Below are 21,449 nucleotides of genomic sequence, written 5' to 3'. Positions count from 1 at the left end.
CCACGCCGGAACCGCACCACGGGCCATGGCGACCCTCCGCAACCTCGCCATCGGCGTGCTGAAAACCCTCGGAGCCGACAACATCGCCAAGACCACCCGCGCGATCCGCGACGAGCCCCAACGAGCACTCCCCATCCTGGGCATCACCAACGAACCGGACACCTACGGAACTTGATCAAGCCCTGCCCGCCGAGTGCGCGATATACATGCTGTATGTCTCACGCATCGCTCGACACCGCACAGCTGTGGCGGCGTCTCGAACGCTGGCTGGCCGATAACGCCCCTGGTGAACACGCATCCCTGCGCGACGGGGCCACGGAGGCGGACATCGCACAGTTGGAGGAAGGGCTGGGCTTCCCTCTCCATCCGGAGTTGAAGGCGCTCCTGGCGCGACACGATGGAGTGACCCCACCACGGAGAAGCGCCGAACCGGGGACGTTTCTGCTGAACTACGCGTTGCTGGACACCCGGAGGATCCTGGAGCAGCAGCGCCACCTCGCATCGATGGCAGAGGGTGCGGCGGTGGAGGGCGACGAGGATCTAGTGGTCGGCAGGATCGCGCATGGAGAGTGGGTGCCATTCGCCCAGGGCTTCTCGGGCGACATGCTGTTCGTGGATCACCGGCGAGGTGCCCACTACGGTGAGGTCGGCGAGACGTCCTTCGGCGACCCCGATTACCGGGTGTTGTGGGCGAGTCAGGAACTGATGCTGGAGGAGCTGTGCGCGGGAGTCGAGAATGGTTCCCCGGTCACCTCGCTTCCCCGGGTCCCCTCCGTGTACGAAGGGCGCAAGCTGGAGTGGCTCGTCTTCCGGGCACGGGGCTGCGGAGCACGGCGCCGGCCTGCCAGATCCGTGGAGGGGATCTGGCAGGCCGTCGCCGTGAGGGGGCCGGATCGGTCAGCTGAGATCGCAGACCGAGTCGATGTCGCAGCCCTCCAGGCCCGTCTGGACGTAGTACGCGTCGTTGTCCAGTAGCCGTACTTCCGAGGTGAACCGCCCGACACGAGTCCGCTGCTCGCTGCCAGCCACAACGCCGTCCGCACCTCCGTTTCGCCGCCGCCGTTACCCGGCGATGAAACGGTCTGGCTCACCGACACGCGCAATGTCCGCTACGCCCTGTCCTGACCACCGTGGACCGTGCGACCCGAGCAAAGCTATGCCTGACCAGCAAGAACCAAACGGTCACGTTCGATTGAGAGACGGCTTCTGACTCAAGCCCCAAGGGGTTCGCCGACTACACGGCAGAGCCCACCTTGTCCACGATGCCTACCTTGCCCTCCGCGCGGGCACAATGCGCCCCGCAGTACCAGTGCCCCTCAGCCTCGACACCCTGCCCGATGATCTGCACCCGGCAGTGCTCACAGATGGGGGCCATGCGATGGATCGCGCAAGCGAACGAATCGAAAACGTGGCGCGCCCCGTCCCGAGTCTCGACAGTGAACGCCAGCTCGTAGTCGTTCCCACACACTTCGCAACGTGTCATAAGCCGCATCGTCAGGGGCGGAGCGGACACTCGCAAGCTGACGTCGCTGGGCCGACCAGGAGTTACCCCTGGTCGGCCCAGCGACGTCACTGACCGGCAGACCATTCGCCCGCACCCGTGCCTCACCTTTCGCGGCGCTCAACCCCACGGGATCAGATCCAGCAGCCGGAATGGACCAATGGCGTCCCGCACCCTCTGTCGGGGCTCTCGGCGGCTGTGCCCCCCGCCAGCCCTCACCAAGCACGGCGGTTTGCCGTATCAGGTCAGTCTTCATCGCCTCCCGCAGTCGTAAGGATGTACTCGATGTCGTCCAGAACGTCCTCCGACAACATCGGCGCCCGTGACAACCAGTACTCAAGCCACTCACTCTTCGTCATAACCACAGGCAACCACCCCTCCTGAGATGCCAGTTACGTCAAAGAGGAGAGTGCACGTCTTCGACTGCTTCGCCTGCGCGATCCACCGCATGGCGCCCATCTGCGAGCACTGCCGGGTGCAGATCATCGGGCAGGGCGTCGAGGCCGAGGGGCACTGGTACTGCGGGGCGCACTGCGCACGCGCGGAGGGGAGGGTGGGGATCGTCGACAGGGTCTGAGAGGGCCCGAGCGGGTCCGCGTCCGAGTCCGTACCCCCCTGAATGCACCCCACGGGCGAGTTGTACCGTCAGTGGGGTGTACCGCTTCCTCTTGTCCCGGCAGTGGGTGATCCTCACGCTGGTCGCCCTCCTCCTCATCCCCACGATGATCAGGCTGGGCATCTGGCAGATGCACCGCTACGAAGAGCGCAGCGCCCGCAACCAGCTGGTCGCCGACGCGCTGTCCGCCGAGCCGGTGCCCGTGGAGGAGCTGACCTCCCCCGGACACGCCGTCACCACCGACGAGCGCTACCACACCGTCAGTGCGAAGGGTCACTTCGACACCGCCGACGAGGTCGTCGTCCGCCGCCGCACCAACTCCGACGACGAGGTCGGCTACCACGTCCTGACCCCCTTCGTCCTCGACGACGGCAAGGTTCTGCTGGTCAACCGGGGCTGGATCCCCTCGGACGGGCCGAGCCAGACCGCGTTCCCCACGATCCCGGCGCCCCCGAGGGGCGAGATCACCGTCACCGGGCGGCTGATGCCCGCCGAGACGACCGCGGCGAGCGGCATCAAGAATCTCAAGGGGCTGCCGGACCGCCAGGTGATGCTGATCAACAGCGAGCAGGAGGCCCGGCGGCTGGGCGCCGAGGTGCTCGGCGGCTACATCGTGCTGACGACGCCCGAGCCGAAGGGCAGCACCCCCGAGCTGCTGGGCAGGCCAGGCGACGAGAACGCCGCCCTGAACTACGCCTACGCCATCCAGTGGTGGCTGTTCTCCGCGGGCGTCCCCCTGGGCTGGGTCATCCTCGTGCGCCGGGAACGCCGGGACCGGGTGGAGGCCGACGCGGCGGCGCGGGAGGCGCAGGATTCGCCGGACACCGAGCCCGCCGCCGTGTGACGTGACCGGCCGTGTGACGTAACCGGGGATTCTCGGCGTGTGACAGGACGATCTCGCCCGAATGCCGGGGCCCCACAGCGGGAACCTGCACGTCGTGCACCCCCATCAGAATGACCGTATCCCCCATATTCCCCGTATCCCGCGTATCCCCCGTATCGAGGACTACGCCCTCGTCGGCGACCACCAGACCGCCGCGCTCGTCGGCATGAACGGTTCCGTCGACTGGCTCTGTCTGCCCCGCTTCGACTCGGCCGCCTGTTTCGCCGCGCTGCTCGGCGACGAGCGCAACGGGCACTGGCGGATCGCTCCCCAGGGCGCCGACCGGTGCACCCGGCGCGGCTACCGGCCCGGCACCCTCGTCCTCGACACCGAGTGGGAGACCGACGAGGGCGCGGTGCGCGTCACCGACCTGATGCCCCAGCGCGACCGCTCCCCCGACCTCGTACGGATCGTCGAGGGCGTACGCGGTGAGGTGACCGTCCGCAGCACGCTGCGGCTGCGGTTCGACTACGGGTCGGTCGTACCGTGGATGCGCCGGGTGAACGGGCACCGGGTGGCCGTCGCGGGGCCGGACTCGGTGTGGCTGCGTACCGACGAGGGGGTGCGTACCTGGGGCCGGGACTTCACCACGCACTCGGAGTTCACCGTCGCCGAGGGCGAGCGGGTCGCGTTCGTGCTGACCTGGCATCCCTCGCACGAGCCGCATCCGCCGTTCGTCGACCCGTACGAGGCGCTGGACGCGGCCGTCTCGGACTGGCAGGACTGGTCGGCGCGCTGTACGTACGACGGGCCGCACCGGGACGCCGTCGTGCGCTCGCTGATCACCCTGAAGGCACTGACGTACGCGCCGACCGGCGGCATCGTGGCCGCCCCCACCACCTCCCTCCCCGAGGAACTGGGCGGTGTACGCAACTGGGACTACCGCTACTGCTGGCTGCGCGACTCCACACTCACCCTGAACGCGCTGCTGTCGGCTGGCTACCACGAGGAGGCCGAGAGCTGGCGTGACTGGCTGCTGCGGGCGGTCGCGGGCGACCCTGCGGACCTCCAGATCATGTACGGCCTCGCCGGTGAACGCCGGCTTCCCGAGTTCGAGCTGGACTGGCTGCCCGGTTTCGCGGGCTCGGCCCCGGTGCGAATCGGCAACGCGGCCGTACGGCAGCTCCAGCTCGACGTGTACGGCGAGGTGATCGACTCGCTGGCGCTGGCCCGGCGTTCGGGTCTGCCGTCCAAGCCGCACATGTGGCGGGTGCAGGTCGCGCTGATGGAGTTCCTGCGGACGGCGTGGCGGCAGCCGGACGAGGGGCTGTGGGAGGTGCGCGGCCCGCGCCGGCACTTCGTGCACTCGAAGGTGATGGCCTGGGTGGCCGCCGACCGCGCGGTGCGTCAGCTCGAACTGAACCCGAAGCTCAACGGCGGCGATCTCGAAGGCTGGCGGGCCATGCGCGACGAGGTGCACCGGGAGGTGTGCGAACGCGGCTACGACCCGGAGCGGAACACGTTCACGCAGTTCTACGGCTCCCGCGAACTCGACGCCGCCGTACTGCTCCTGCCCCGCGTCGGCTTCCTGCCCCCGGACGACCCGAGGATCGTCGGCACCATCGACGCCGTCAGGGACGAGCTGGGGAGCAACGGATTCGTACGCCGTTACAGCACGGACGGTCCCGTGGTCGACGGGCTGCCCGGTGACGAGGGCGTGTTCCTGGCCTGCTCGTTCTGGCTGGCGGACGCCCTGCACATGATCGGCCGTACCAAGGAGGCACGCACGCTCTTCGAACGTCTGGTCGGCCTCACCAACGACGTGGGGCTGCTGGCGGAGGAGTACGATCCGGTCGCCGACCGCCAGCTCGGCAACTTCCCCCAGGCGTTCAGCCACATCGGGCTCGTCAACACGGCCCTCGCCCTGTACGGCGACGAGCAGGCAGGATAGGGACCATGGATCTTGGACTGAAGGACCGGGTGTACGTCGTCACCGGAGCCACCCGTGGGCTGGGCAACGCCGCCGCGCGCGAACTCGTCGCCGACGGCGCGAAGGTGGTCATCACGGGGCGGGACGAGAAGACGGTCGCGGAGGCCGTGGCCGAACTGGGCCCGGGGGCGGTGGGCGTGGCCGCTGACAACTCCGACCCGGAGGTCGCCCAGCGGCTCGTCGCGGCGGCCCGCGAGCACTTCGGGCGCTTCAACGGCATCCTCATCAGCGTGGGCGGTCCGGCGCCCGGGTTCGTCGCCGACAACACGGACGAGCAGTGGCGGGCCGCGTTCGACTCGGTGTTCCTGGGGGCGGTACGGCTGGCCCGTACGGCGGTGTCGGAGCTGGAGGCGGGCGGGGTCGTCGGGTTCGTGCTGTCCGGGTCGGTGCACGAGCCGATTCCGGGGCTGACCATCTCCAACGGCCTGCGGCCGGGGCTCGCCGGGTTCGCCAAGTCCCTCGCGGACGAGGTGGGGCCGCGGGGGATCCGGGTGGTGGGGTTGCTGCCGGCGCGCATCGACACGGACCGCGTGCGCGAGCTGGACGGGTTGTCCGCGGATCCTGGGGCGACCCGGGTCGCCAACGAGTCGCGGATTCCGTTGCGGCGGTATGGGAGGCCGGAGGAGTTCGGGCGTACGGCGGCGTTTCTGCTGTCGCCCGCGGCGAGCTATCTGACGGGGGTCATGGTGCCTGTCGACGGGGGGATGCGGCACGGGTTCTGAGCGGCCGCGGGAACGGCCGCTCACACGGCGATGGCGGGACGCGCCGGGCCGCGTCCCCGTCGAGCTGGAACACCTCAGGACTTCGCCATGGCACGACTCCGTTGTCGTCGAACATCTGACCAGTGGGCCCGTCGTCGGGAAGAGCCGCCAACCGGACGGCGATCGCCGCGCCCTGCTCGGGGGTCTGGGTACCGCTGAACCCGTTGAGGTCGGTGGCCACGTAGCCGGGGCAGGCGTTGTTGATCAGAATGTTGCTGCCGCTCAGCTCCTTGGCGTACTGGATGGTGACGGCGTTGAGGTAGGTCTTCGTCGGCGCGTAGGCCCCGCTGATCCCTCCCAGGTCGACACCGGGCGTGGTCTGCAGGGCCAGCGAGCCGACATGGCTGGACTGGTTGACGATCCGCGGGTGCGCCGAGCGGCGGAGCAACGGCAGCATCGCGTTGGTGACCCGGATGACGCCGATGACGTTGGTCTCCACCAGCCGCCGCACGGTCTCCAGGTCGACGGTCGTCGGCTCCTCCGGCGGGCCGCCCGCCACGCCGGCGTTGTTGACCAGCACGTCAAGGCGCCCGACTCGCTCCTCGATCAGCCGCGCCGCGGCGGTCACGCTTCCGTCGTCGGTCACGTCCAGGGGGACGCCGAACGCGTCGGCACCTGCCGCGCGCAGTTTCGCCACGGCGTCCGTCCTGCGCCGCTCGTCCCGAGCGCCGACACCGACACTCCAGCCCAACGCGCCCAGCGCGGCCGCGATCTCGTACCCGATTCCCTTGTTCGCGCCGGTGACCAGCGCGATCGTCTTCTCGCTCATGACAACGAGCATGGCCGCGCCTCGACCAGGCACCAACACCACCTCGGTAACGCACCGATACCCGGGCGACATGGATCGATCGTCCGCCGCACTACTGTGCGGGCATGGAGATACGCGAGTTGCGGTACTTCGTCGCCCTCGCCGAGGAACTGCACTTCGGCAGGGCCGCCCAGCGTCTGGAGATGGCCCAGCCGCCCCTGTCCCGCGCGATCGCCCGGCTCGAACGACAGCTGGGGGTCACCCTGTTGGAGCGCACGAGCCGCAAGGTCACGCTCACCGAGGCCGGCGCCGTACTGCTGTCCGAGGGCCGCGCGATCCTCAGCGCGGTGGCCGCGGCCGAGCGGCGTACCCAGCAGGCTGCGCGAAGGCGCCCCCGCCTCGTCCTCGCCGTCAAATCCGGCACCGCCGACGAGTTGTTGGCCAAACTGCTCGATGTCTACCGCGCGGAGCCCGGCGCGGCCACCGTCGATCTGTTGCTCTGTGAGGCGCACCAGCAACAGGAACTACTGCGGAACGGGCAAGCCGATGTGGCTCTGCTGCATTTGCCGTTCGATTCGGTGGTCGGACTCGACACCGAGATTCTGCGCACCGAGGGACAGGTGGCGATCCTGCCCAGCTCTCACCCAGTTGCCGGCCGCTCACGGATTCGCATGGCCGAGGTCACCACACTGCCGGAACTCCCGATGGCGCGCTGGCCCGGCCCTGGCGGCAGCTACCCGGAGGGACCGGGCGCGGAGGTACGGAACCTGACACAGCTCTTCCAACTGATCGCGCTCGGCCGTACCACCGCGATCGTGCCCGAGTCCGCCGGCGCCGACCTGCGCCGGGATCTCACGGCCGTGCCGGTCCTCGACGCACCACCCGTGACAACGGTGATCGCGTGGCCGTCGCAGAGCCGACTTCGCGCAGCCGCCGACCTGATCCGCGTAGCAACACGTCTTTGACCGGCTGCTCCGCATCTGCTCGCACGAAAGCGATCGGGTGTTCGGGTCGGTGACCGGAGAACCCGTCCAACGACCCGACAACCTCACGGAGCGATCCGGGGGTCTCCACCAGAACCTGTGGGCATCGTCCGGCAGTTCCCTCGGCCGTGCCAGGCGCCGGCTCGTGCTTCCGCCACGGCGTCTGTGTCCCCCGCGCTGTCGACGACTGCAGGGCGACGCCGGGCGAACACCTCCGCACCGACCACGACTCCGGCACTCACCGATGTAACCAGGCGCACGCCCCCCTCGGCGTAACACGCCCACCGTTTCACCCGCCGTGGAACCCGTCGGGCCCGCCCAGGTTTCGGCCCGCGGCGCTGCCCGAAAGGATGAAGATCCCGGCGGAACGGCGTGTCGCGGACGGCGGGACCGGCACGCTTCGAGTCCCGACGGCGGGCACGGAGATCAGGGGGCTGACGTGGAACGGCGACTGGCACGAACTTCGTTACACCACCGGACGCGTTACCTGTTCGACAGGACACTGGCCCGCAGCACCGGCACCCTGCTCGGCTGGCTCGCCCTGTGCTGTCTGGCGATCGTCGTACCCGTCAGCGCACTGCTGGTGTGGACGGACCCCGCCGCCCCGCACTCCCTGTCCGGCCGGCTCACCCAGGTATGGCGCACCAGCGCGGAGACCCTGCGGCTCGGCGCCGCGACCGGCGCACCCCTGCGCATGCTGCTGTCCGTACTGCTCGGCCTGATCGCCCTGCTGTGCGTGTCGACAGTCGTCGGAGTCGTCACCACCGGCCTGGGAGACCGGCTCACGGAACTGAGACGAGGCCGCTCCCGGATCCTGGAACACGACCACACCGTGGTGCTCGGCTGGTCCGACCAGATCTTCCCTCTGGTCGCCGAACTGATCGCCGCCCGCCCCGCCGGCGTCCGGCATGTGATCACCATCCTCGCGGACCGGGACCCGGCCACCATGGAAACGGCCCTCACCACCGCTTTGGGAGCCACCGTCGGCGTCCGCCTGGAATGCCGCACCGGAGCACCGACCGACCCCGACGCCCTGGCCCTGGTCACCCCGGGCACGGCACGGACGGTGACGGTACTGCCCGCCGAGGACACCGGCGGCGATCTGACCGTCGTACGGACCCTGCTGGCCCTGCGCACCCTGCTCCCCGCCGAGAACGGCCCGCGTGTGGTGGCCGCCGTACGCGACGGACGCTACCTGCCGGCCGCGCGGCTCGCCGCCGGACCGCGCGGCACCGTCCTGGAGACCGACCGGACCACCGCGCGGCTGCTCCTGCAGTCCGCCGGGCGCCCCGGGATGTCGTCGGTGCTGCGCGACCTCCTGGACTTCTCCGGAGCCGAGTTCCACGTGAGCGACATCCCGCAGGCGGCGGGACTGTCCTTCGAAGAGGTGGCGCTGCGTCTCGAGACGGCCTGCGCCGTGGGAGTCCTGCGGGCGGACGGCGCTCCGCTGCTCACTCCGGCGCCGGGGACCGTGCTGGAACCGGGGGACCGGCTGGTGACCGTCGCCCACGACGACAGCCCCGTCCCGCTCACCGGCTCCCGCGCGCGGGTCGACACCACGGCCATGGCACCACCCCGCTCACGGCCCGGCCCTCCCTCCCGGCTGCTGCTCCTGGGATGGAACCGCCGCGCCCCGCTGATCGTGGACATCCTGCGCCGGACCGCCCGGCCGGGCTCCGTCCTCGACGTGGTCACGGCCGGGGACACCGGTCCCCCACCGAACCGGACCCCGGGCCGCGAAGACCCCTCGCCGCTGCGCGTCGCGCACCAAACCGGTGACCCTGCCGCCCCCGAGACCCTCAGCGGCCTCGATCTCCACGCCTACGACAGCGTCATCGCCCTGGGAGCGGACCAGGAGACGTGTCCCCAACGGTCCGACGACCGGACGCTGCTGAACATGCTGACCCTGCGGTCCTGGGAAGAGAGAAACCACCGGGTACTGCCCGTGGTGGCCGAGATGTGCGACCACCGCAGCCGGAGGGTCGCCCCGCTCGGCCGCGCGTCCGACATCGTCCTTCGGGGCGAACTCACCGCCCTGCTGATGGCACAGATCGTCCACAACCCCGAACTGGCCGCCGTGTTCGAGGAGATCTTCGCCGTGCGCGGCGGAGCACTCGCCCTGCACACAGCCGACCACTACGTGCTGCCCGGCCGGGAAGCCTCCTTCGCCACCGTGGTCGCGGCAGCACTGGGACACGGCGAGTGCGCGATCGGCTACCGCGCCCACGACCCGCACGCGCTCCGCCCCCACGACATCGTCCAGCTGTGTCCCGCCAAGTCCGGGCGGCGCGTCTGGAGCGCCGAGGACGAGGTCCTGGTGCTGACAGCGGGGCGGGGCAGCCCCGACTCCCCCGACCTCAGCCGGTACGCGCTGCCCGGTATGCGAGCGGAGCACGGGGACGGAGACTCACCGCCGAGCATGCCTCAGGCCGACGTCTCTCCTTGAACACCCTGAGTACCTGGAATACCTGGAATACGGGGAGCGGGGATCGCCGCCAGAGGCCCTCTTCTCCTTTCTCCCCACCCATCTTGTATCGAGCATTTGACACAAGATCCCGGCCAGGGCATCTTGTATCCACCGCTTGATACAAGATACTCCGGGGGGATCTCCATATGCTCGACACCGTCCCGCTCCAGGCCCGGTTCCTCGACCATGCCGACTACTACGCCCGCTGGTCCGGTCTGGCCATCGGCGTCGTGGCCGCACAGCAGTTGCTCGAGATGCACAGCGGCGACATCGCGATGCCCCTCGTGTTCGCCATCACGGCTTTCGGCCTGTGCGCGGTGGGCGGTGTCCTGCTCGGCGACGCCCTGACCCTGCGTCCCCAGGAAGCGGTACGCACCGCGAGTCTCGCCCCGCGCCTGGTACGGGACCAGGTTCCGCCCCGTATGGCGCCCCTGCTTCTGCTGCAGGCGGCGTCCCTCGTCACCCTGCTGGTGATCGGTGCCGTCACGGCCTCTTCCGACCCCGGCCGGACAGGCAGAGCGGGGCATGTCCTCACCGTCACCTGCGAAGGGCTGCGCACCTCCCTCGGTCCCTGGCCCGGCCTGTACTACAGCGGCCCGATGTTCGCCGCCCTCGCCGTCGGAACCCCCGTGTGCGTCTGGGCCCTGCGCCGCATCGCCCACGGCCCGGGTGACGACCAGCAGCGCCGGGACCGCGCGTGGGCGATCACCGGAGCCTGGGGGCTGCTGGTGTCGACCCAGGTGCTGCTCGTCGTGGTGATGATCTTCGTCGCGCTCACGGAGAAGGCATGCGCCGGCCCGCTGGGCGCCGCCACCATAGTGGCGCTCTGCCCCCTGGGCCTTTTTGGCCTGTTCACCTTCGGATGGTCGCTGGTCACGGTGGTGGCACCCCGGGCGGTCGACGACGAGGCGGCCGAGGACGGGGTTCTCGACGATGAGTGACCCCGCCGTCCGCGTCGACACCACCAGCCAGGTACCGCCGTACGAGCAGATCCGCGCCCAGCTGGCCGCGCTGATCCGCACCGGCCGGCTGGCCGAGGGTGAGCGCCTGCCGACCGTGCGCCAGCTCGCCGCCGACCTCGATCTGGCGCCGGGCACCGTGGCCCGCGCCTACCACGCGCTGGAGGCCGCCGAACTGATCCGCACCCGCCGTGGCGCGGGCACCCGGGTCGCGGCGCTCCCGTCCGAACCGCACACCCTCGATGCCGGCCAACTCACCACTCTGGCCCGTGATTTCACCTCCGCGGCGCGAGCGCTCGGCGCCGGCACCCAGGACATCCTGACCGCCGTACGCGACGCCCTGGGCCCGGGGCCCGCCTCCTCGTCGGCCGCCACCGGCAGTGGAGCGGGCGGCCCCAGGACCGCCAGCGTCGGCGCGGGCCACCGGAGTGACGAACAGGCCTGACCGGCTCCGGTGCCGAGCTCTAGCCGACCAGGCGGCGACGCCAGTCCAGCGGAGTGATGGTGATGGCCCGGTCGGGTTCACGGTCCCAGTCCACCTGGAGACCGGCTGCTTCCAGGGCGGCCACGACCTCGTGGCCGATGGCCGCGGTGGTCTCGGACGAGCCGTCGAAGCCTCCGTAGAGGAGCGTCAGGCCGCGGCCCGCCGCGGCGGAGTCCGTGCACTGGGAGTGGAAGTAGACGAAGCCGCGGGCGTCGGTCCCGCCTTCACCGCCGATCTCGGACTGGCCGCAGCCTCGGCAGCAGATGAAGTTCTCGCGGGCGGTGATTCCGGCCTCCCGCAGAGCGGTGAACGCGCGGGTGAGCCGTTCCGGGTCGGTCTCGCCCTTCCACTCGGCCTGCTCCGCGACCCGCTCCCGCCACATCCGGTCGGCCAGCGCCGCCGCCTGCTCGCGCGACACGGGCCGACGGTCCGCGGTGACCAGGTACTCCTCGGCCAGCTCCGCCAGTTCGGCACGGTCCGCGTAGCCGCCGACCAGCACCTCCCGGACGCGCTTCGCCAGTTCATCGCGCTCGCCCTCGTCCAGGTCGAGCGGCGGCACCTCGCGAGTGGGGCCCGTATCCACGAGCGACCAGGCCGGCTCGGTGTTCCGACCAGATCCTGGCCGGGCCCAGCCGGTCATCGCCTCGATCACGGCTTCGGAGCCGTCGACCAGCACCTGGAAGTGCCGGGCGGCGGCACCGTCGCGGTGCTCCAGCGTGTAGTCCCCGCCGGTCTCGTGCCAGACCTGGGCGAAGACGTCGGGCAGGTCCGGTATCCGTTGGACGACCAGGAACCGGTCACCAGCACCGCCGATTCGCCGGACCAGCCGGCCAGTTCCTCCGCGGACACACGAACGTGCCGCTCCCCGTTCTCCGTCCTCACCACGATCTCGAGCATGCCCAGACTCTGACACGTCCCACTGACAGCGGGCCCCGCGGCTCAGCTCACCCTTTCCGCCGAGTGCTTCGCGCCCCGCAGACTCACCTCTGTCGGCAGCGACTTGAGGCCCGCTGAGTCGCGGGCGTTGGCCAACGTCTCCGTCGTGAGGCGGGATACCGCCTCGCCCGGGGCCGCGTGTGGCTGCAGGAGAAGTCGGACTCGGGCCTCGGGGGCTGTTCGGCGGCCCGCCAGGGTGACATGGGCTCGCTGTACGCCCTCCAGACGGGCCGCCTCTCCCGCGATCGCGTTCTCCATGGCCCGTCCTCGCAGCAGGGCGCCCTCGCCGTCGCCCGTGTCGACCAGGACCTCCGTGAGGCGGCGTCGGCGGAGTACCGCGGCCAGCCACCACAGGGACAGGAGGACCAGGGCGGCCAGGACGGCGAGTACCGCCGGCCACCACCAGCCGGCGTCCCGGTAGTGGGTCCGTTCGGCGTTGCTCAGCAGTACGTCGTGGCGGTCGTCGTGGATCCACCACGTCGGCCATCGGCTGCCGAGCCCCACGGCCAGTACCGAGCCGCCGATGACGGTCAGGCCCAGTCCCACGAGGCCCAGCAGTACGCGGTTGACGATGCGCGACATCCGCTCTCACCCCTTCCGGCCGGCGCGGGCAACGCGCACCGACAGGGCCGGCGGCCGGGACAGGCCGAGGCTCCTGATCGCGTCGGTGAGCACGTCGTCCAGGTCGGCCCGTACGTCGTCGAGTTCGCGGAAGTGGGACACGGCCCGGATGTCGGCCCTGGTACGGGTCATCCGGACCCGTACCGACTGGATGCCGGACACCTCCACGGCCCGGTCGCGCAGCACCATCGCGGCGGCGGCCCGGTGGAGGCCCGCCCGGACCTCGGCGTGGGTGCGCCGCATCGGCAGGACGCCGCGCAGGCCGGGGGTGAGGGCGAGGACGAGCAGCCAGACGCCGAGGACCACGGCGATACCGGCGCCGACCAGGACCCAGGTGTCGTCGAGGGGGCGCTGCGCGAGCTGCCTGGCCAGTGACCTGCGCCAGCTCATGGCGGAGCGGTTGGCGCGTACGGCGGTGATGTCGTAGAGGAACGCGCCCGCGCCGCAGAGGAGCAGCAGCGCGAGAACGGCCGCGGGGACCCGGCGCGCCGACCAGAAGCGGTGGCCGGGGGCGTCGTACGTGTCGTCGAGCGTGGGCAGTGGGTCGTGGACGGGGGCGGCCGAGGGCCGCCCCGGTCCCGTGGTGTCGGTCTCCGCGTCGTTCGTTTTCTCCAGTACTGGCAGTCGTCGGGTGTTCCCGGAGCCGTCGAAGCCCTGGGGCTCGCTCATCGCGTCCTCCCCTGTGCCTTCCCTGGTGCCGCACCGTGCGGCGGTGTCAGGTGCAGCCGCTCGATCTCCACGGCGACCTCCGGCACATCCATTCCCGCCAGCCCGTGTACCCGCGAAGTGACCCGATCACGCACTGTCGCGCACTGGCCCCCGATATCGGAGGGATAGAGGAGTTCCAGGCTCACGCGGACGCGGGCCCTGTTGTGGTGGACGACGACCGTGGCGTGCGGAGGGACCGCGTCCGGGGGCAGCTCGCCCAGCGCCTCCCGGGCCGCCTGCGCGGCGATCTTCGCGACGACCCGGTCGGCGATCCGGGTGGCACCACGCTCGCCCGGCGGCACGGCCGTCGGTGCCCTGCCGGGCGTACGGGTCTGTCCGGACCGCTCCTCACCGGACTGCTCCTCGGCCACGGGGCGTCAGCGCCGTCGGTTGTCACGGGTGCGGAAGAAGTCGCCCAGGTCCAGGTCGCCGTCCAGGAACCGGCCGACGACGAAGCCGAGGGCGCCCAGGGCCGCCACCAGCAGAAACGCGCCGAAGCCGCCGAAGTACCCGGCGAATCCCAGCGCCATTCCGGCGATCATGCCGATCACGGCGATGCTCATGCTGCCCTGCCTTCCCGGTCCTTCTCCGGTCCCTTTCCGATGCCCCGAATCCGTCACTGCAGCCGGGGTCCGGGTTCTTCTTCCTCTTCCTCGGGCAGCTTGACGTCCGTCACCGCGATGTTGACCTCGACGACCTCCAGGCCGGTCATGCGCTCGACGGCCGCGATGACGTTCTCGCGCACGGCCCGGGCGACGTCGCCGATGGAGACGCCGTACTCGACGACGATCTCCAGGTCGAGGGCGGTCTGCACCTCACCGACCTCGGCCTTCACCCCGCGACCGACCGATTTGGAGGCACCGCCCGGCACCCGGTCGCGGACCACGCCGAAGGTCCGGGACAGGCCGCTGCCCATGGCGTGCACGCCGACGACGTCACGGGCGGCGAGCCCGGCGATCTTCTCGACGACTCCGTCGGCGATCGTGGTGCGTCCCCGGTCGGCGGGGTCGCCGCCGCCGCGTCGGGTGACGTTCGTCTTCCGGAGCTGCGAGGCCGACGACTCGTCGCCCTCGTTCTCGGGCTGCTCGGGCCGGTTCCGCCCGGTCATGTCGGTCATCGCCGTAGATCCCTTTCGGTCGTCCTCCACGGCCCACAGTAGGCGGGGTCGGGCGGACGCGCGCCGGGGATGCGGCAGGCAGGCGATGCGGGCGTGGGCGGACGGTCCGGGAGCCGGGCCCGATCGCCGCGGAGACGCGGCCGTCGGCGACCGCGACCAGAGCTGCCCGCCGCTCGGTTCGAACGGCGGGCCGGTGCGCCACAGACGGAGAACAGGGGCCACCGCCCACCGGCAGGGGCCCCTGAGGAGCGTGTGCGGGCAGGGATCAGTCGCCGACGCCCGCCAGGTCCCGCAGTCGGCGGGCCTGGGCAGCGCGTTCGGCGGTGCGCTGTTCGTCGTACGACCGGCCCTGGACGCCGCGCAGCAGCGCCTTCGTCTCGACGAGTGCGTCGCGGGGCGCGGCGAGCAACGCGGCGAGCAGCTCGCGTACGGCGTCGTCGAGCCGCTCGGCCGGTACGGCGATGTTGGCGAGGCCCGTGTTCACGGCCTCCTCGGCCTGGACGAAGCGGCCGGTCGCGCAGATCTCCAGCGCGCGGGCGTAGCCGACGAGGCCGACGAGCGGATGGGTGCCCGTCAGGTCGGGGACGAGGCCCAGGCTGGTCTCGCGCATGGCGAACTGCACGTCGTCGGCGACGACGCGCAGGTCACAGGCGAGCGCGAGCTGGAAGCCCGCGCCGACGGCGTGTCCCTGGACGGCGGCGATGGACACGAGGTCACTGCGCCGCCACCAGGTGAAGCCCTCCTGGTACTCGGCGATGGTGCCGTCCAGGGTGGCGTCGTCGCTGCGCGCGAGCTCGATGAACGACGGCTCGCCGTCGAACCCCTCGGGCGTGAACGCCTGTCGGTCGAGTCCGGCCGAGAACGACCTGCCCTCGGCGCGCAGCACGACGACACGCACGGTGCCCGGCAGCAGCCGGCCCGCCTCGGCCAGCGCCCGCCACAGAGCGGGGCTCTGCGCGTTGCGCTTGGCCGGGTTGGACAGCGTCACCGTGGCGACCGCGTCGTCGACGGTGAGCCGTACGCCGTCCTTGTCGAGTACGGAAACTTCGGGACCTTGGCCAACAACGTCCTGGTCGAGCGAAGCCATGGGGCGCCTCCGATGAGTGCGGTCGGATCAGATGCGGACCCCTGCGGGACGCACCTAAGTGACTGCACAGTAACCACCCGGCGGGTCAGCAGACCGACCGGGTGGTCACCATCGAAGCCGACGAGTCGTCGGGGATCAGGCCGAAGCGGCCTTCTTGCCCCGTGTCGCCCCGCCCCGACCACGGAGCGTGACGCCCGACTCGCTGAGCATCCGGTGTACGAAGCCATACGAGCGACCGGTTTCTTCGGCCAGCGCTCGAATGCTCGCACCGGAGTCGTACTTCTTCTTCAGGTCTGCCGCGAGCTTGTCGCGCGCGGCGCCGGTTACCCGGCTGCCCTTCTTCAGAGTCTCGGCCACCCGTGCCTCCTCGTGCGGAAGTGCGCTCTGGTCCTCTCATGATCACCCCTCAAGCGCCTCATGGCCACCCATTCGGCAAGGTCCGTGAGACAAGGTTTTGACGACAGGAGCACGTCCCCACAAGCGGAATCAGAAATTCCGCACGGGCTTGTCCGTACGGCCGAACGAGTTGTTCCGCGAAGTGCCTGGTCAGGAACGCGCGACGGCCGGGCCCTTGTCGATGAAGGGCCCGGCCGTGAAATGGATGTAGGACACACCTCGGTATGAGGAGATCTCACTCAGATGATGGATCACGGATCGGCCGAATGATCCAGAGGAAGTGGATCAGCGATTCGATCACGCGACCGTGAGCACCGAGGAGCGGTCAGGCGAGTGCCACCAGGTCCGCGTAGTCGGCTCCCCACAGGTCCTCGACGCCGTCCGGCAGCAGGATGATCCGCTCCGGCTGGAGCGCGTGTACGGCGCCCTCGTCGTGGGTGACGAGAACGACGGCGCCCTTGTACGTGCGCAACGCGCCGAGGATCTCCTCGCGGCTGGCCGGGTCGAGGTTGTTCGTCGGCTCGTCGAGAAGGAGCACGTTCGCGGAGGAGACCACGAGGGTCGCGAGCGCGAGGCGGGTCTTCTCGCCGCCGGAGAGCACGCCGGCGGGCTTGTCGACGTCGTCGCCGGAGAACAGGAACGAGCCGAGCGTCTTGCGGACCTCGACCAGGTCGAGGTCGGGGTTGGCGGAGCGCATGTTCTCCAGGACCGAGCGCTCGGGGTCGAGGGTCTCGTGCTCCTGCGCGTAGTAGCCGAGCTTGAGGCCGTGGCCCTCGATGACCTCTCCGGTGTCGGGCTTCTCGGCGCCGCCGAGCAGGCGCAGGAGGGTCGTCTTGCCGGCGCCGTTCAGGCCGAGGATGACGACGCGGGAGCCCTTGTCGATGGCCAGGTCGACGTCGGTGAAGATCTCCAGGGAGCCGTACGACTTCGACAGGCCCTCCGCCATGAGCGGGGTCTTGCCGCAGGGCGCGGGCTCGGGGAAGCGCAGCTTGGCGACCTTGTCGGAGACCCGGACCGCGTCGAGCCCGGCGAGCAGCCGGTCGGCACGCTTGGCCATGTTCTGCGCGGCGACCGTCTTGGTGGCCTTGGCGCGCATCTTGTCGGCCTGCGCGTTCAGCGCGGCGGCCTTCTTCTCGGCGTTCTGGCGCTCGCGCTTGCGGCGCTTCTCGTCGGCCTCGCGCTGTTGCTGGTAGAGCTTCCAGCCCATGTTGTAGACGTCGATCTGGGCCCGGTTGGCGTCCAGGTAGAACACCTTGTTGACGACCGTCTCGACCAGGTCGACGTCGTGGGAGATCACGATGAAGCCGCCGCGGTAGGTCTTCAGGTAGTCGCGCAGCCAGACGATCGAGTCCGCGTCGAGGTGGTTGGTCGGCTCGTCGAGGAGCAGGGTGTCCGCGTCCGAGAAGAGGATGCGGGCCAGCTCGATACGGCGGCGCTGACCGCCGGAGAGCGTGTGCAGGGGCTGGCCGAGCACCCGGTCGGGCAGGTTGAGCGCGGCGGCGATGGTGGCCGCCTCGGCCTCCGCGGAGTAGCCGCCCTTGGTGAGGAACTCCGTCTCCTGGCGCTCGTACTGCCGCATGGCCTTCTCGCGTGTGGCGCCCGAGCCGTTGGCGATGCGCTGCTCGTTCTCGCGCATCTTGCGGATCAGGGCGTCCAGCCCGCGCGCGGAGAGGATACGGTCGCTCGCCAGTACGTCCAGGTCGCCGGTGCGGGGGTCCTGGGGGAGGTAGCCGACCTCGCCGGAGCGGGCGATCTGGCCCGCCGCGGGGATGCCCTCACCCGCGAGGACCTTGGTGAGGGTCGTCTTGCCGGCGCCGTTGCGGCCGACCAGGCCGATGCGGTCGCCCTTGGTGATGCGGAAGGTGGCGGACTCGATGAGGACACGGGCACCGGCGCGCAGCTCGATACCGGAGGCGGAGATCACGGACAGACTCCAGGCGGGGGTTGTTGTTGGCGGGTTGGGCGGCTGAGGACGTTCCCGCCGTCTAATGCGCGAGGAGAAGGGCCATGGGGCCAGTCTAACGGGGTCGTGCAAGCACTTTCCCAGCGTGCTGGTGTTCGGGACGGGTCCCCCGTTCGGACCTCCGTCCGACGCCGCAGCTCAGGCGGCGTATCAGGATGACGCCATGCAGTTCGACGACGACGCCGATCGCGACACCTCCGAGGTGCAGGACGTACGCGGCAGCCGTGTCCCGGGTGGCAGGGCGACCGTCGGGGGTGGCATCGGCGTCCTGCTCGCGCTGCTGCTGGGGCTGTTCTTCGGTGTCGGCCCGGACCAGCTGGGCCTGTCCTCCGGCGGCGAAGGGCCCACGGCGACCGCCTCCTCCCTCGCGCGGGTGCAGCAGACCTGCCGGACCGGCCGGGACGCGAACACCAGGGACGACTGCCGCATCGTGGCGGTGGTGGGCAGCGTCCAGGACTTCTGGGACGCGGAGTTCACACGCGGCCCGGGCACGTACACGCGGTCGCCGACCGTGGTCTTCAGCGAGCGGGTGGGCACCGCGTGCGGCACGGCGACCTCGGCGGTGGGCCCGTTCTACTGTCCCGGCGACCGCAAGGTCTATCTGGACCTCGGCTTCTTCGACGAGCTGCGGACGACGTTCGATGCCGGCGGCGGTCCGTTCGCACAGGCGTAGGTGGTGGCGCACGAGTACGGGCATCACGTCCAGGACCTCATGGGCACCCTGGGCAGGTCCCAGGACGGCCGTACGGGCGCGAACAGCAACGCGGTACGGGTGGAGCTCCAGGCCGACTGCTACGCGGGCGTGTGGGCACACCACGCGACCACGACGAACGACGAGCCGACGGGCCGCCCGCTGATCACCAGCCTCACGGACGCCGACATCCGGGACGGCCTGGACGCGGCGGCGGCCGTGGGCGACGACCGCATCCAGGAGCGCTTCCAGGGCCGGGTGACACCGGAGACATGGACGCACGGCTCGGCGAAGCAGCGGCAGCAGTGGTTCCGCGAGGGGTACCGCACCGGGGACACGGCACGCTGCGACACGTTCCGCTGAGCGGGGCGACGGAACGGGGCGGGCGCGGGGCTGCTTTCCAGGGCGTTGTCAGTGGCTGGTGCAAGACTGGGCGCAGGCCATTTTTTCCGGTTTCCGGTTGTCCGGTCTCCGGTTTTCCGGCAGCGGGACCCAGGGAGTGTGATGGGCATGGCAGGCACGGGCGGCGGGCGTCCCAGCGTCTACCCGACACTGGTGTACGCGGACGCGAAAGCGGCGATCCGGCAGCTCACAGAGGCCTTCGGCTTCACCGAGGCGTCGGTGTACGAGGGGGAGGACGGCTCGGTGCTGCACGCCGAGCTGGTGCAGGGCAACGGCGCGGTGATGCTCGGCTCGAAGGGCCGCGGCGGTGTCTTCGACACGGCGATGAAGGACGCGGGCCCGTGCGGGGTGTATGTCGTCGTGGACGACGTCGACACACACCACCTGCAGGCCGTGGAGCACGGCGCGGACATCCTGATGCCCCCGACGGACCAGGAGTACGGCTCGCGCGACTACATGGCACGCGACATCGAGGGCAACATCTGGAGCTTCGGCACGTACGCGCCCGAGATACAGGCCTGACCCCGTCCTCCCCCAGGGCAGCCCGAGGCCGCCGCGCGGTACGGCTGCGCGGCCTCGGTGGAAGCCCGGCGCGCCACCGCGGCCCGCGAGGGCGGGCGACTGTGGCAGTGCGGCTCCGCCGCGTGGGCGCGGCCGGGCTGCACCGGCCCGCGACAGACCGACCGCACAGCCGGCGGAGCCTTCAGCTGCCTCCGGTGTGCACCTGGAAGGCGGCGCGGCGTACGGCCTTGGCGAGGGCCGGGTCGGGGTGGGCGGCGGCGAGGGCGACCAGGACCTGGACGGTGCGGGGGTGGCCGACCGCGCGCACCTCGTCGAGGAGCGCGGGGATGGTCGGCTGCACCGCGGACTCCAGATGGCGGACGAGCAGCGGCGCCTCGCCGTGGTCGGCGACGGCAGCGGCGGTGTCGACCCACATCCAGGTGGCCTCCTCGCGGGTGAGCACCTCGTGGGCGTCCTCGGGGTCGATCCCGTCGTGCTCGGCCAGCCACAGCAGGGCGTAGGGCCGCAGCGGGGTCTTCTCCGTCACGGCGCGCACGTCGGGCTCGGCGGGGCCGCCGACCACGCGCAGCGCCTCGAAGGCGAGACCGCGCAGCAGGGCGTCCTCACCGCGGGCGGCGTCGAGGAGCTCGGCGACCGCGCTGCCGACGGGGCGGGCGGCGAGCCAGGCCCGGTACTCGGCGCGGGCCGCGTTGGGGCGCAGCTGGGAGCAGCCGCGCAGCATGTCCTCGGCGTTCTGCTCGATGTTGCCGGCCGGGCTCTGCGCGGCGACGCAGATCTGCTCCAGCTTGACCCACACCGCCCAGCTGCCGAGCGGGGTGAGCGTGGCATGGCCGTCGCCGTAGGTGAGGGCGCCGACGGAGGCCAGGGCGCGCAGGGCCCAGTCGAGGAGGGGGGCGAGCGGGGTGTCTTCGACGGGGGTCGCCTCGGGCTGCTGCGACACCGGCTCGGGCTGGGGGCCGTAGGGGATCTCGCAGCGCTCGGTGCGCAGTTCCGTGACCCGCTGCTCCAGGAGGTCCAGGAGCTGCTCCATGGGGACGGGTCCCGCGGACAGCTGGAGGAAGGAGAGCACCTGGGGCATCGCGGAGACGACCTCGGCGACGGCGGCGGGCTCGTGGTCCGCCTCCTCCGGGTGGGCGATCGACCAGGCGTCGAAGAGCGCGACCCAGCCGCGCAGTACGGCGCTGTCGTCACGGTTCCAGGCGCGCAGGCGCCAGCCGGGGCGGGCGATGTCGCCGTGCACCTCGACGAGGCCGGCGAGCCGGGCGGTGTCCCAGTCGTGGCGGACCTGATCCGGGGTCAGCCCCAGTTCGGAGGCTGCCCGTTCGGCGGTGGCGTCGGACAGGGTGCCCCTGCCGTCGGAGGACCCGCCGTCGTGGCCGGGCCGCAGGGAGGGGTCGGCCCAGCGGGCCACGCGGGCCGCGCCGGCCAGACCGGAGCGGGCCATTCTGGCCAGTTCCGCCGGGGCGGGTGTGCCCTCGGGCGGACGCGGGGCGGGGCGGCGCGAGCGCCGCTGGTTCATCGCTCGTGGGGCGGCGGCCAGGGGTCGCGGGCGGACAAGTCGAAGCCTGGAGTCGCGCGGGATACGGGACGTCACGGGTGCAGTCTTCCGGTTGACGGTCCGAAAACCCAAACGGAATGTCACGGCGGGCCGCAGGGCCGGCCGGGGGAAGGGGT

21 protein-coding genes and 3 pseudogenes are annotated in these 21,449 nt (G+C 71.0%); 12 read left to right on the top strand and 12 right to left on the bottom strand.

Translation table 11 applies throughout. The features are described 5' to 3' along the window. Positions 1 to 25 precede the first annotated feature (25 nt). Together ACW4TU_RS35585 and ACW4TU_RS35580 are read left to right on the top strand one after the other, a co-directional pair. Positions 26 to 175, top strand: a complete 150-nt coding sequence (locus ACW4TU_RS35585) for a hypothetical protein (RefSeq protein WP_457420072.1) — start codon at positions 26 to 28, stop codon at positions 173 to 175. Positions 176 to 213: 38 nt separating this feature from the next. Next, a complete protein-coding gene (locus tag ACW4TU_RS35580; protein WP_457420070.1) occupies positions 214 to 975 on the top strand; it encodes an SMI1/KNR4 family protein in 762 nt (253 codons plus the stop codon). A gap of 259 nt (positions 976 to 1,234) precedes the next feature. Here ACW4TU_RS35580 and ACW4TU_RS35575 read toward each other — a convergent pair whose 3' ends face one another. Beyond that, on the bottom strand, positions 1,235 to 1,483 hold the full coding sequence (locus tag ACW4TU_RS35575; RefSeq protein WP_164316347.1) for a hypothetical protein: 249 nt from the start codon (positions 1,481 to 1,483) through the stop codon (positions 1,235 to 1,237). Between the two features lie 403 nt (positions 1,484 to 1,886). Here ACW4TU_RS35575 and ACW4TU_RS35570 point away from each other — a divergent pair, with 403 nt between their 5' ends. The 4 genes from ACW4TU_RS35570 to ACW4TU_RS35555 all read left to right on the top strand — a co-directional run bounded on the left by ACW4TU_RS35570 (position 1,887) and on the right by ACW4TU_RS35555 (position 5,652). Next, entirely contained in the window at positions 1,887 to 2,078 is a 192-nt protein-coding gene (locus ACW4TU_RS35570) for a hypothetical protein (protein WP_164316404.1), read from the top strand. 76 nt (positions 2,079 to 2,154) lie between these two features. After that, positions 2,155 to 2,961: an SURF1 family cytochrome oxidase biogenesis protein gene (locus ACW4TU_RS35565; protein ID WP_457420067.1), complete on the top strand. Its 807-nt coding sequence runs from the start codon at positions 2,155 to 2,157 to the stop codon at positions 2,959 to 2,961. 61 nt (positions 2,962 to 3,022) lie between these two features. After that, positions 3,023 to 4,891 (top strand): glycoside hydrolase family 15 protein, encoded by a 1,869-nt coding sequence (locus tag ACW4TU_RS35560; RefSeq protein WP_457420065.1) that lies wholly within the window; start codon positions 3,023 to 3,025, stop codon positions 4,889 to 4,891. A gap of 5 nt (positions 4,892 to 4,896) precedes the next feature. Beyond that, a complete protein-coding gene (locus ACW4TU_RS35555; protein ID WP_457420063.1) occupies positions 4,897 to 5,652 on the top strand; it encodes an SDR family oxidoreductase in 756 nt (251 codons plus the stop codon). Between the two features lie 85 nt (positions 5,653 to 5,737). Here the strand turns inward: ACW4TU_RS35555 and ACW4TU_RS35550 are convergent. Next, positions 5,738 to 6,472 (bottom strand): annotated as a pseudogene (locus ACW4TU_RS35550) (SDR family oxidoreductase); the annotation flags it as partial. Positions 6,473 to 6,564: 92 nt separating this feature from the next. On the opposite strand from ACW4TU_RS35550, the gene ACW4TU_RS35545 reads away from it, so the two are divergent. The 4 genes from ACW4TU_RS35545 to ACW4TU_RS35530 all read left to right on the top strand — a co-directional run bounded on the left by ACW4TU_RS35545 (position 6,565) and on the right by ACW4TU_RS35530 (position 11,293). After that, complete coding sequence (locus ACW4TU_RS35545; RefSeq protein ID WP_457420061.1) at positions 6,565 to 7,404, top strand: LysR family transcriptional regulator; 840 nt, start codon at positions 6,565 to 6,567, stop codon at positions 7,402 to 7,404. 457 nt (positions 7,405 to 7,861) lie between these two features. Beyond that, positions 7,862 to 9,868 carry a CASTOR/POLLUX-related putative ion channel gene (locus ACW4TU_RS35540; RefSeq protein ID WP_457420059.1) on the top strand — a complete coding sequence of 669 codons (2,007 nt, stop codon included), beginning with the start codon at positions 7,862 to 7,864 and terminating at the stop codon, positions 9,866 to 9,868. 167 nt (positions 9,869 to 10,035) lie between these two features. Beyond that, entirely contained in the window at positions 10,036 to 10,830 is a 795-nt protein-coding gene (locus ACW4TU_RS35535; RefSeq protein WP_457420057.1) for a hypothetical protein, read from the top strand. Next, entirely contained in the window at positions 10,823 to 11,293 is a 471-nt protein-coding gene (locus ACW4TU_RS35530) for a GntR family transcriptional regulator (protein ID WP_457420055.1), read from the top strand. The genes ACW4TU_RS35535 and ACW4TU_RS35530 overlap by 8 nt, the downstream gene beginning before the upstream one ends. A 19-nt stretch (positions 11,294 to 11,312) precedes the next feature. Here ACW4TU_RS35530 and ACW4TU_RS35525 read toward each other — a convergent pair. The 9 genes and pseudogenes from ACW4TU_RS35525 to ACW4TU_RS35485 all read right to left on the bottom strand — a co-directional run bounded on the left by ACW4TU_RS35525 (position 11,313) and on the right by ACW4TU_RS35485 (position 18,121). After that, positions 11,313 to 12,229 (bottom strand): annotated as a pseudogene (locus ACW4TU_RS35525) (DUF6891 domain-containing protein). 42 nt (positions 12,230 to 12,271) lie between these two features. Further along, complete coding sequence (gene amaP, locus ACW4TU_RS35520; protein ID WP_457420053.1) at positions 12,272 to 12,850, bottom strand: alkaline shock response membrane anchor protein AmaP; 579 nt, start codon at positions 12,848 to 12,850, stop codon at positions 12,272 to 12,274. A gap of 6 nt (positions 12,851 to 12,856) precedes the next feature. After that, positions 12,857 to 13,558: a DUF6286 domain-containing protein gene (locus tag ACW4TU_RS35515; protein ID WP_457420051.1), complete on the bottom strand. Its 702-nt coding sequence runs from the start codon at positions 13,556 to 13,558 to the stop codon at positions 12,857 to 12,859. Further along, positions 13,555 to 13,968 carry an Asp23/Gls24 family envelope stress response protein gene (locus ACW4TU_RS35510; protein WP_457420049.1) on the bottom strand — a complete coding sequence of 138 codons (414 nt, stop codon included), beginning with the start codon at positions 13,966 to 13,968 and terminating at the stop codon, positions 13,555 to 13,557. The genes ACW4TU_RS35515 and ACW4TU_RS35510 overlap by 4 nt, the downstream gene beginning before the upstream one ends. A 6-nt stretch (positions 13,969 to 13,974) precedes the next feature. Next, positions 13,975 to 14,160, bottom strand: coding sequence for a hypothetical protein (locus ACW4TU_RS35505; protein ID WP_457420047.1), 186 nt, complete (start codon positions 14,158 to 14,160; stop codon positions 13,975 to 13,977). A gap of 53 nt (positions 14,161 to 14,213) precedes the next feature. After that, positions 14,214 to 14,714: an Asp23/Gls24 family envelope stress response protein gene (locus tag ACW4TU_RS35500; protein WP_457420045.1), complete on the bottom strand. Its 501-nt coding sequence runs from the start codon at positions 14,712 to 14,714 to the stop codon at positions 14,214 to 14,216. Positions 14,715 to 14,979: 265 nt separating this feature from the next. Further along, a complete protein-coding gene (locus tag ACW4TU_RS35495) occupies positions 14,980 to 15,801 on the bottom strand; it encodes an enoyl-CoA hydratase/isomerase family protein (RefSeq protein WP_457420043.1) in 822 nt (273 codons plus the stop codon). A gap of 135 nt (positions 15,802 to 15,936) precedes the next feature. Beyond that, positions 15,937 to 16,158, bottom strand: coding sequence for a helix-turn-helix domain-containing protein (locus tag ACW4TU_RS35490; protein WP_006123601.1), 222 nt, complete (start codon positions 16,156 to 16,158; stop codon positions 15,937 to 15,939). Between the two features lie 364 nt (positions 16,159 to 16,522). After that, positions 16,523 to 18,121 (bottom strand): ABC-F family ATP-binding cassette domain-containing protein, encoded by a 1,599-nt coding sequence (locus ACW4TU_RS35485; RefSeq protein ID WP_457420041.1) that lies wholly within the window; start codon positions 18,119 to 18,121, stop codon positions 16,523 to 16,525. 202 nt (positions 18,122 to 18,323) lie between these two features. On the opposite strand from ACW4TU_RS35485, the pseudogene ypfJ reads away from it, so the two are divergent. Both ypfJ and ACW4TU_RS35475 read left to right on the top strand, forming a co-directional pair. After that, a pseudogene (ypfJ, locus tag ACW4TU_RS35480) lies at positions 18,324 to 19,214 on the top strand (KPN_02809 family neutral zinc metallopeptidase). Between the two features lie 147 nt (positions 19,215 to 19,361). Then, positions 19,362 to 19,775, top strand: a complete 414-nt coding sequence (locus ACW4TU_RS35475; protein WP_457420039.1) for a VOC family protein — start codon at positions 19,362 to 19,364, stop codon at positions 19,773 to 19,775. A gap of 181 nt (positions 19,776 to 19,956) precedes the next feature. Here ACW4TU_RS35475 and ACW4TU_RS35470 read toward each other — a convergent pair whose 3' ends face one another. Further along, complete coding sequence (locus ACW4TU_RS35470) at positions 19,957 to 21,369, bottom strand: hypothetical protein (protein WP_457420037.1); 1,413 nt, start codon at positions 21,367 to 21,369, stop codon at positions 19,957 to 19,959. Between the last annotated feature and the right edge of the window lie 80 nt (positions 21,370 to 21,449).

It is taken from the genome of Streptomyces kryoterrae (genome assembly GCF_054072135.1).
The sequence above is the reverse complement of the archived record's forward strand: the minus strand, read 5'-3'. Positions and strand labels throughout refer to the sequence as shown.

What these genes read in the sequence shown, in the direction of transcription:
- ACW4TU_RS35560 (WP_457420065.1), top strand. Translation starts at nt 3,023, where the DNA reads ATGCCGGGGCCCCACAGCGGGAACCTGCACGTCGTGCACCCCCATCAG.
- ACW4TU_RS35495 (WP_457420043.1), bottom strand. Translation starts at nt 15,801, where the DNA reads ATGGCTTCGCTCGACCAGGACGTTGTTGGCCAAGGTCCCGAAGTTTCC.
- ACW4TU_RS35500 (WP_457420045.1), bottom strand. Translation starts at nt 14,714, where the DNA reads ATGACCGACATGACCGGGCGGAACCGGCCCGAGCAGCCCGAGAACGAG.
- ACW4TU_RS35535 (WP_457420057.1), top strand. Translation starts at nt 10,036, where the DNA reads ATGCTCGACACCGTCCCGCTCCAGGCCCGGTTCCTCGACCATGCCGAC.
- ACW4TU_RS35530 (WP_457420055.1), top strand. Translation starts at nt 10,823, where the DNA reads ATGAGTGACCCCGCCGTCCGCGTCGACACCACCAGCCAGGTACCGCCG.
- ACW4TU_RS35575 (WP_164316347.1), bottom strand. Translation starts at nt 1,483, where the DNA reads ATGACACGTTGCGAAGTGTGTGGGAACGACTACGAGCTGGCGTTCACT.
- amaP (WP_457420053.1), bottom strand. Translation starts at nt 12,850, where the DNA reads ATGTCGCGCATCGTCAACCGCGTACTGCTGGGCCTCGTGGGACTGGGC.
- ACW4TU_RS35505 (WP_457420047.1), bottom strand. Translation starts at nt 14,160, where the DNA reads ATGAGCATCGCCGTGATCGGCATGATCGCCGGAATGGCGCTGGGATTC.
- ACW4TU_RS35570 (WP_164316404.1), top strand. Translation starts at nt 1,887, where the DNA reads ATGCCAGTTACGTCAAAGAGGAGAGTGCACGTCTTCGACTGCTTCGCC.
- ACW4TU_RS35475 (WP_457420039.1), top strand. Translation starts at nt 19,362, where the DNA reads ATGGCAGGCACGGGCGGCGGGCGTCCCAGCGTCTACCCGACACTGGTG.
- ACW4TU_RS35515 (WP_457420051.1), bottom strand. Translation starts at nt 13,558, where the DNA reads ATGAGCGAGCCCCAGGGCTTCGACGGCTCCGGGAACACCCGACGACTG.
- ACW4TU_RS35580 (WP_457420070.1), top strand. Translation starts at nt 214, where the DNA reads ATGTCTCACGCATCGCTCGACACCGCACAGCTGTGGCGGCGTCTCGAA.
- ACW4TU_RS35545 (WP_457420061.1), top strand. Translation starts at nt 6,565, where the DNA reads ATGGAGATACGCGAGTTGCGGTACTTCGTCGCCCTCGCCGAGGAACTG.
- ACW4TU_RS35555 (WP_457420063.1), top strand. Translation starts at nt 4,897, where the DNA reads ATGGATCTTGGACTGAAGGACCGGGTGTACGTCGTCACCGGAGCCACC.
- ACW4TU_RS35585 (WP_457420072.1), top strand. Translation starts at nt 26, where the DNA reads ATGGCGACCCTCCGCAACCTCGCCATCGGCGTGCTGAAAACCCTCGGA.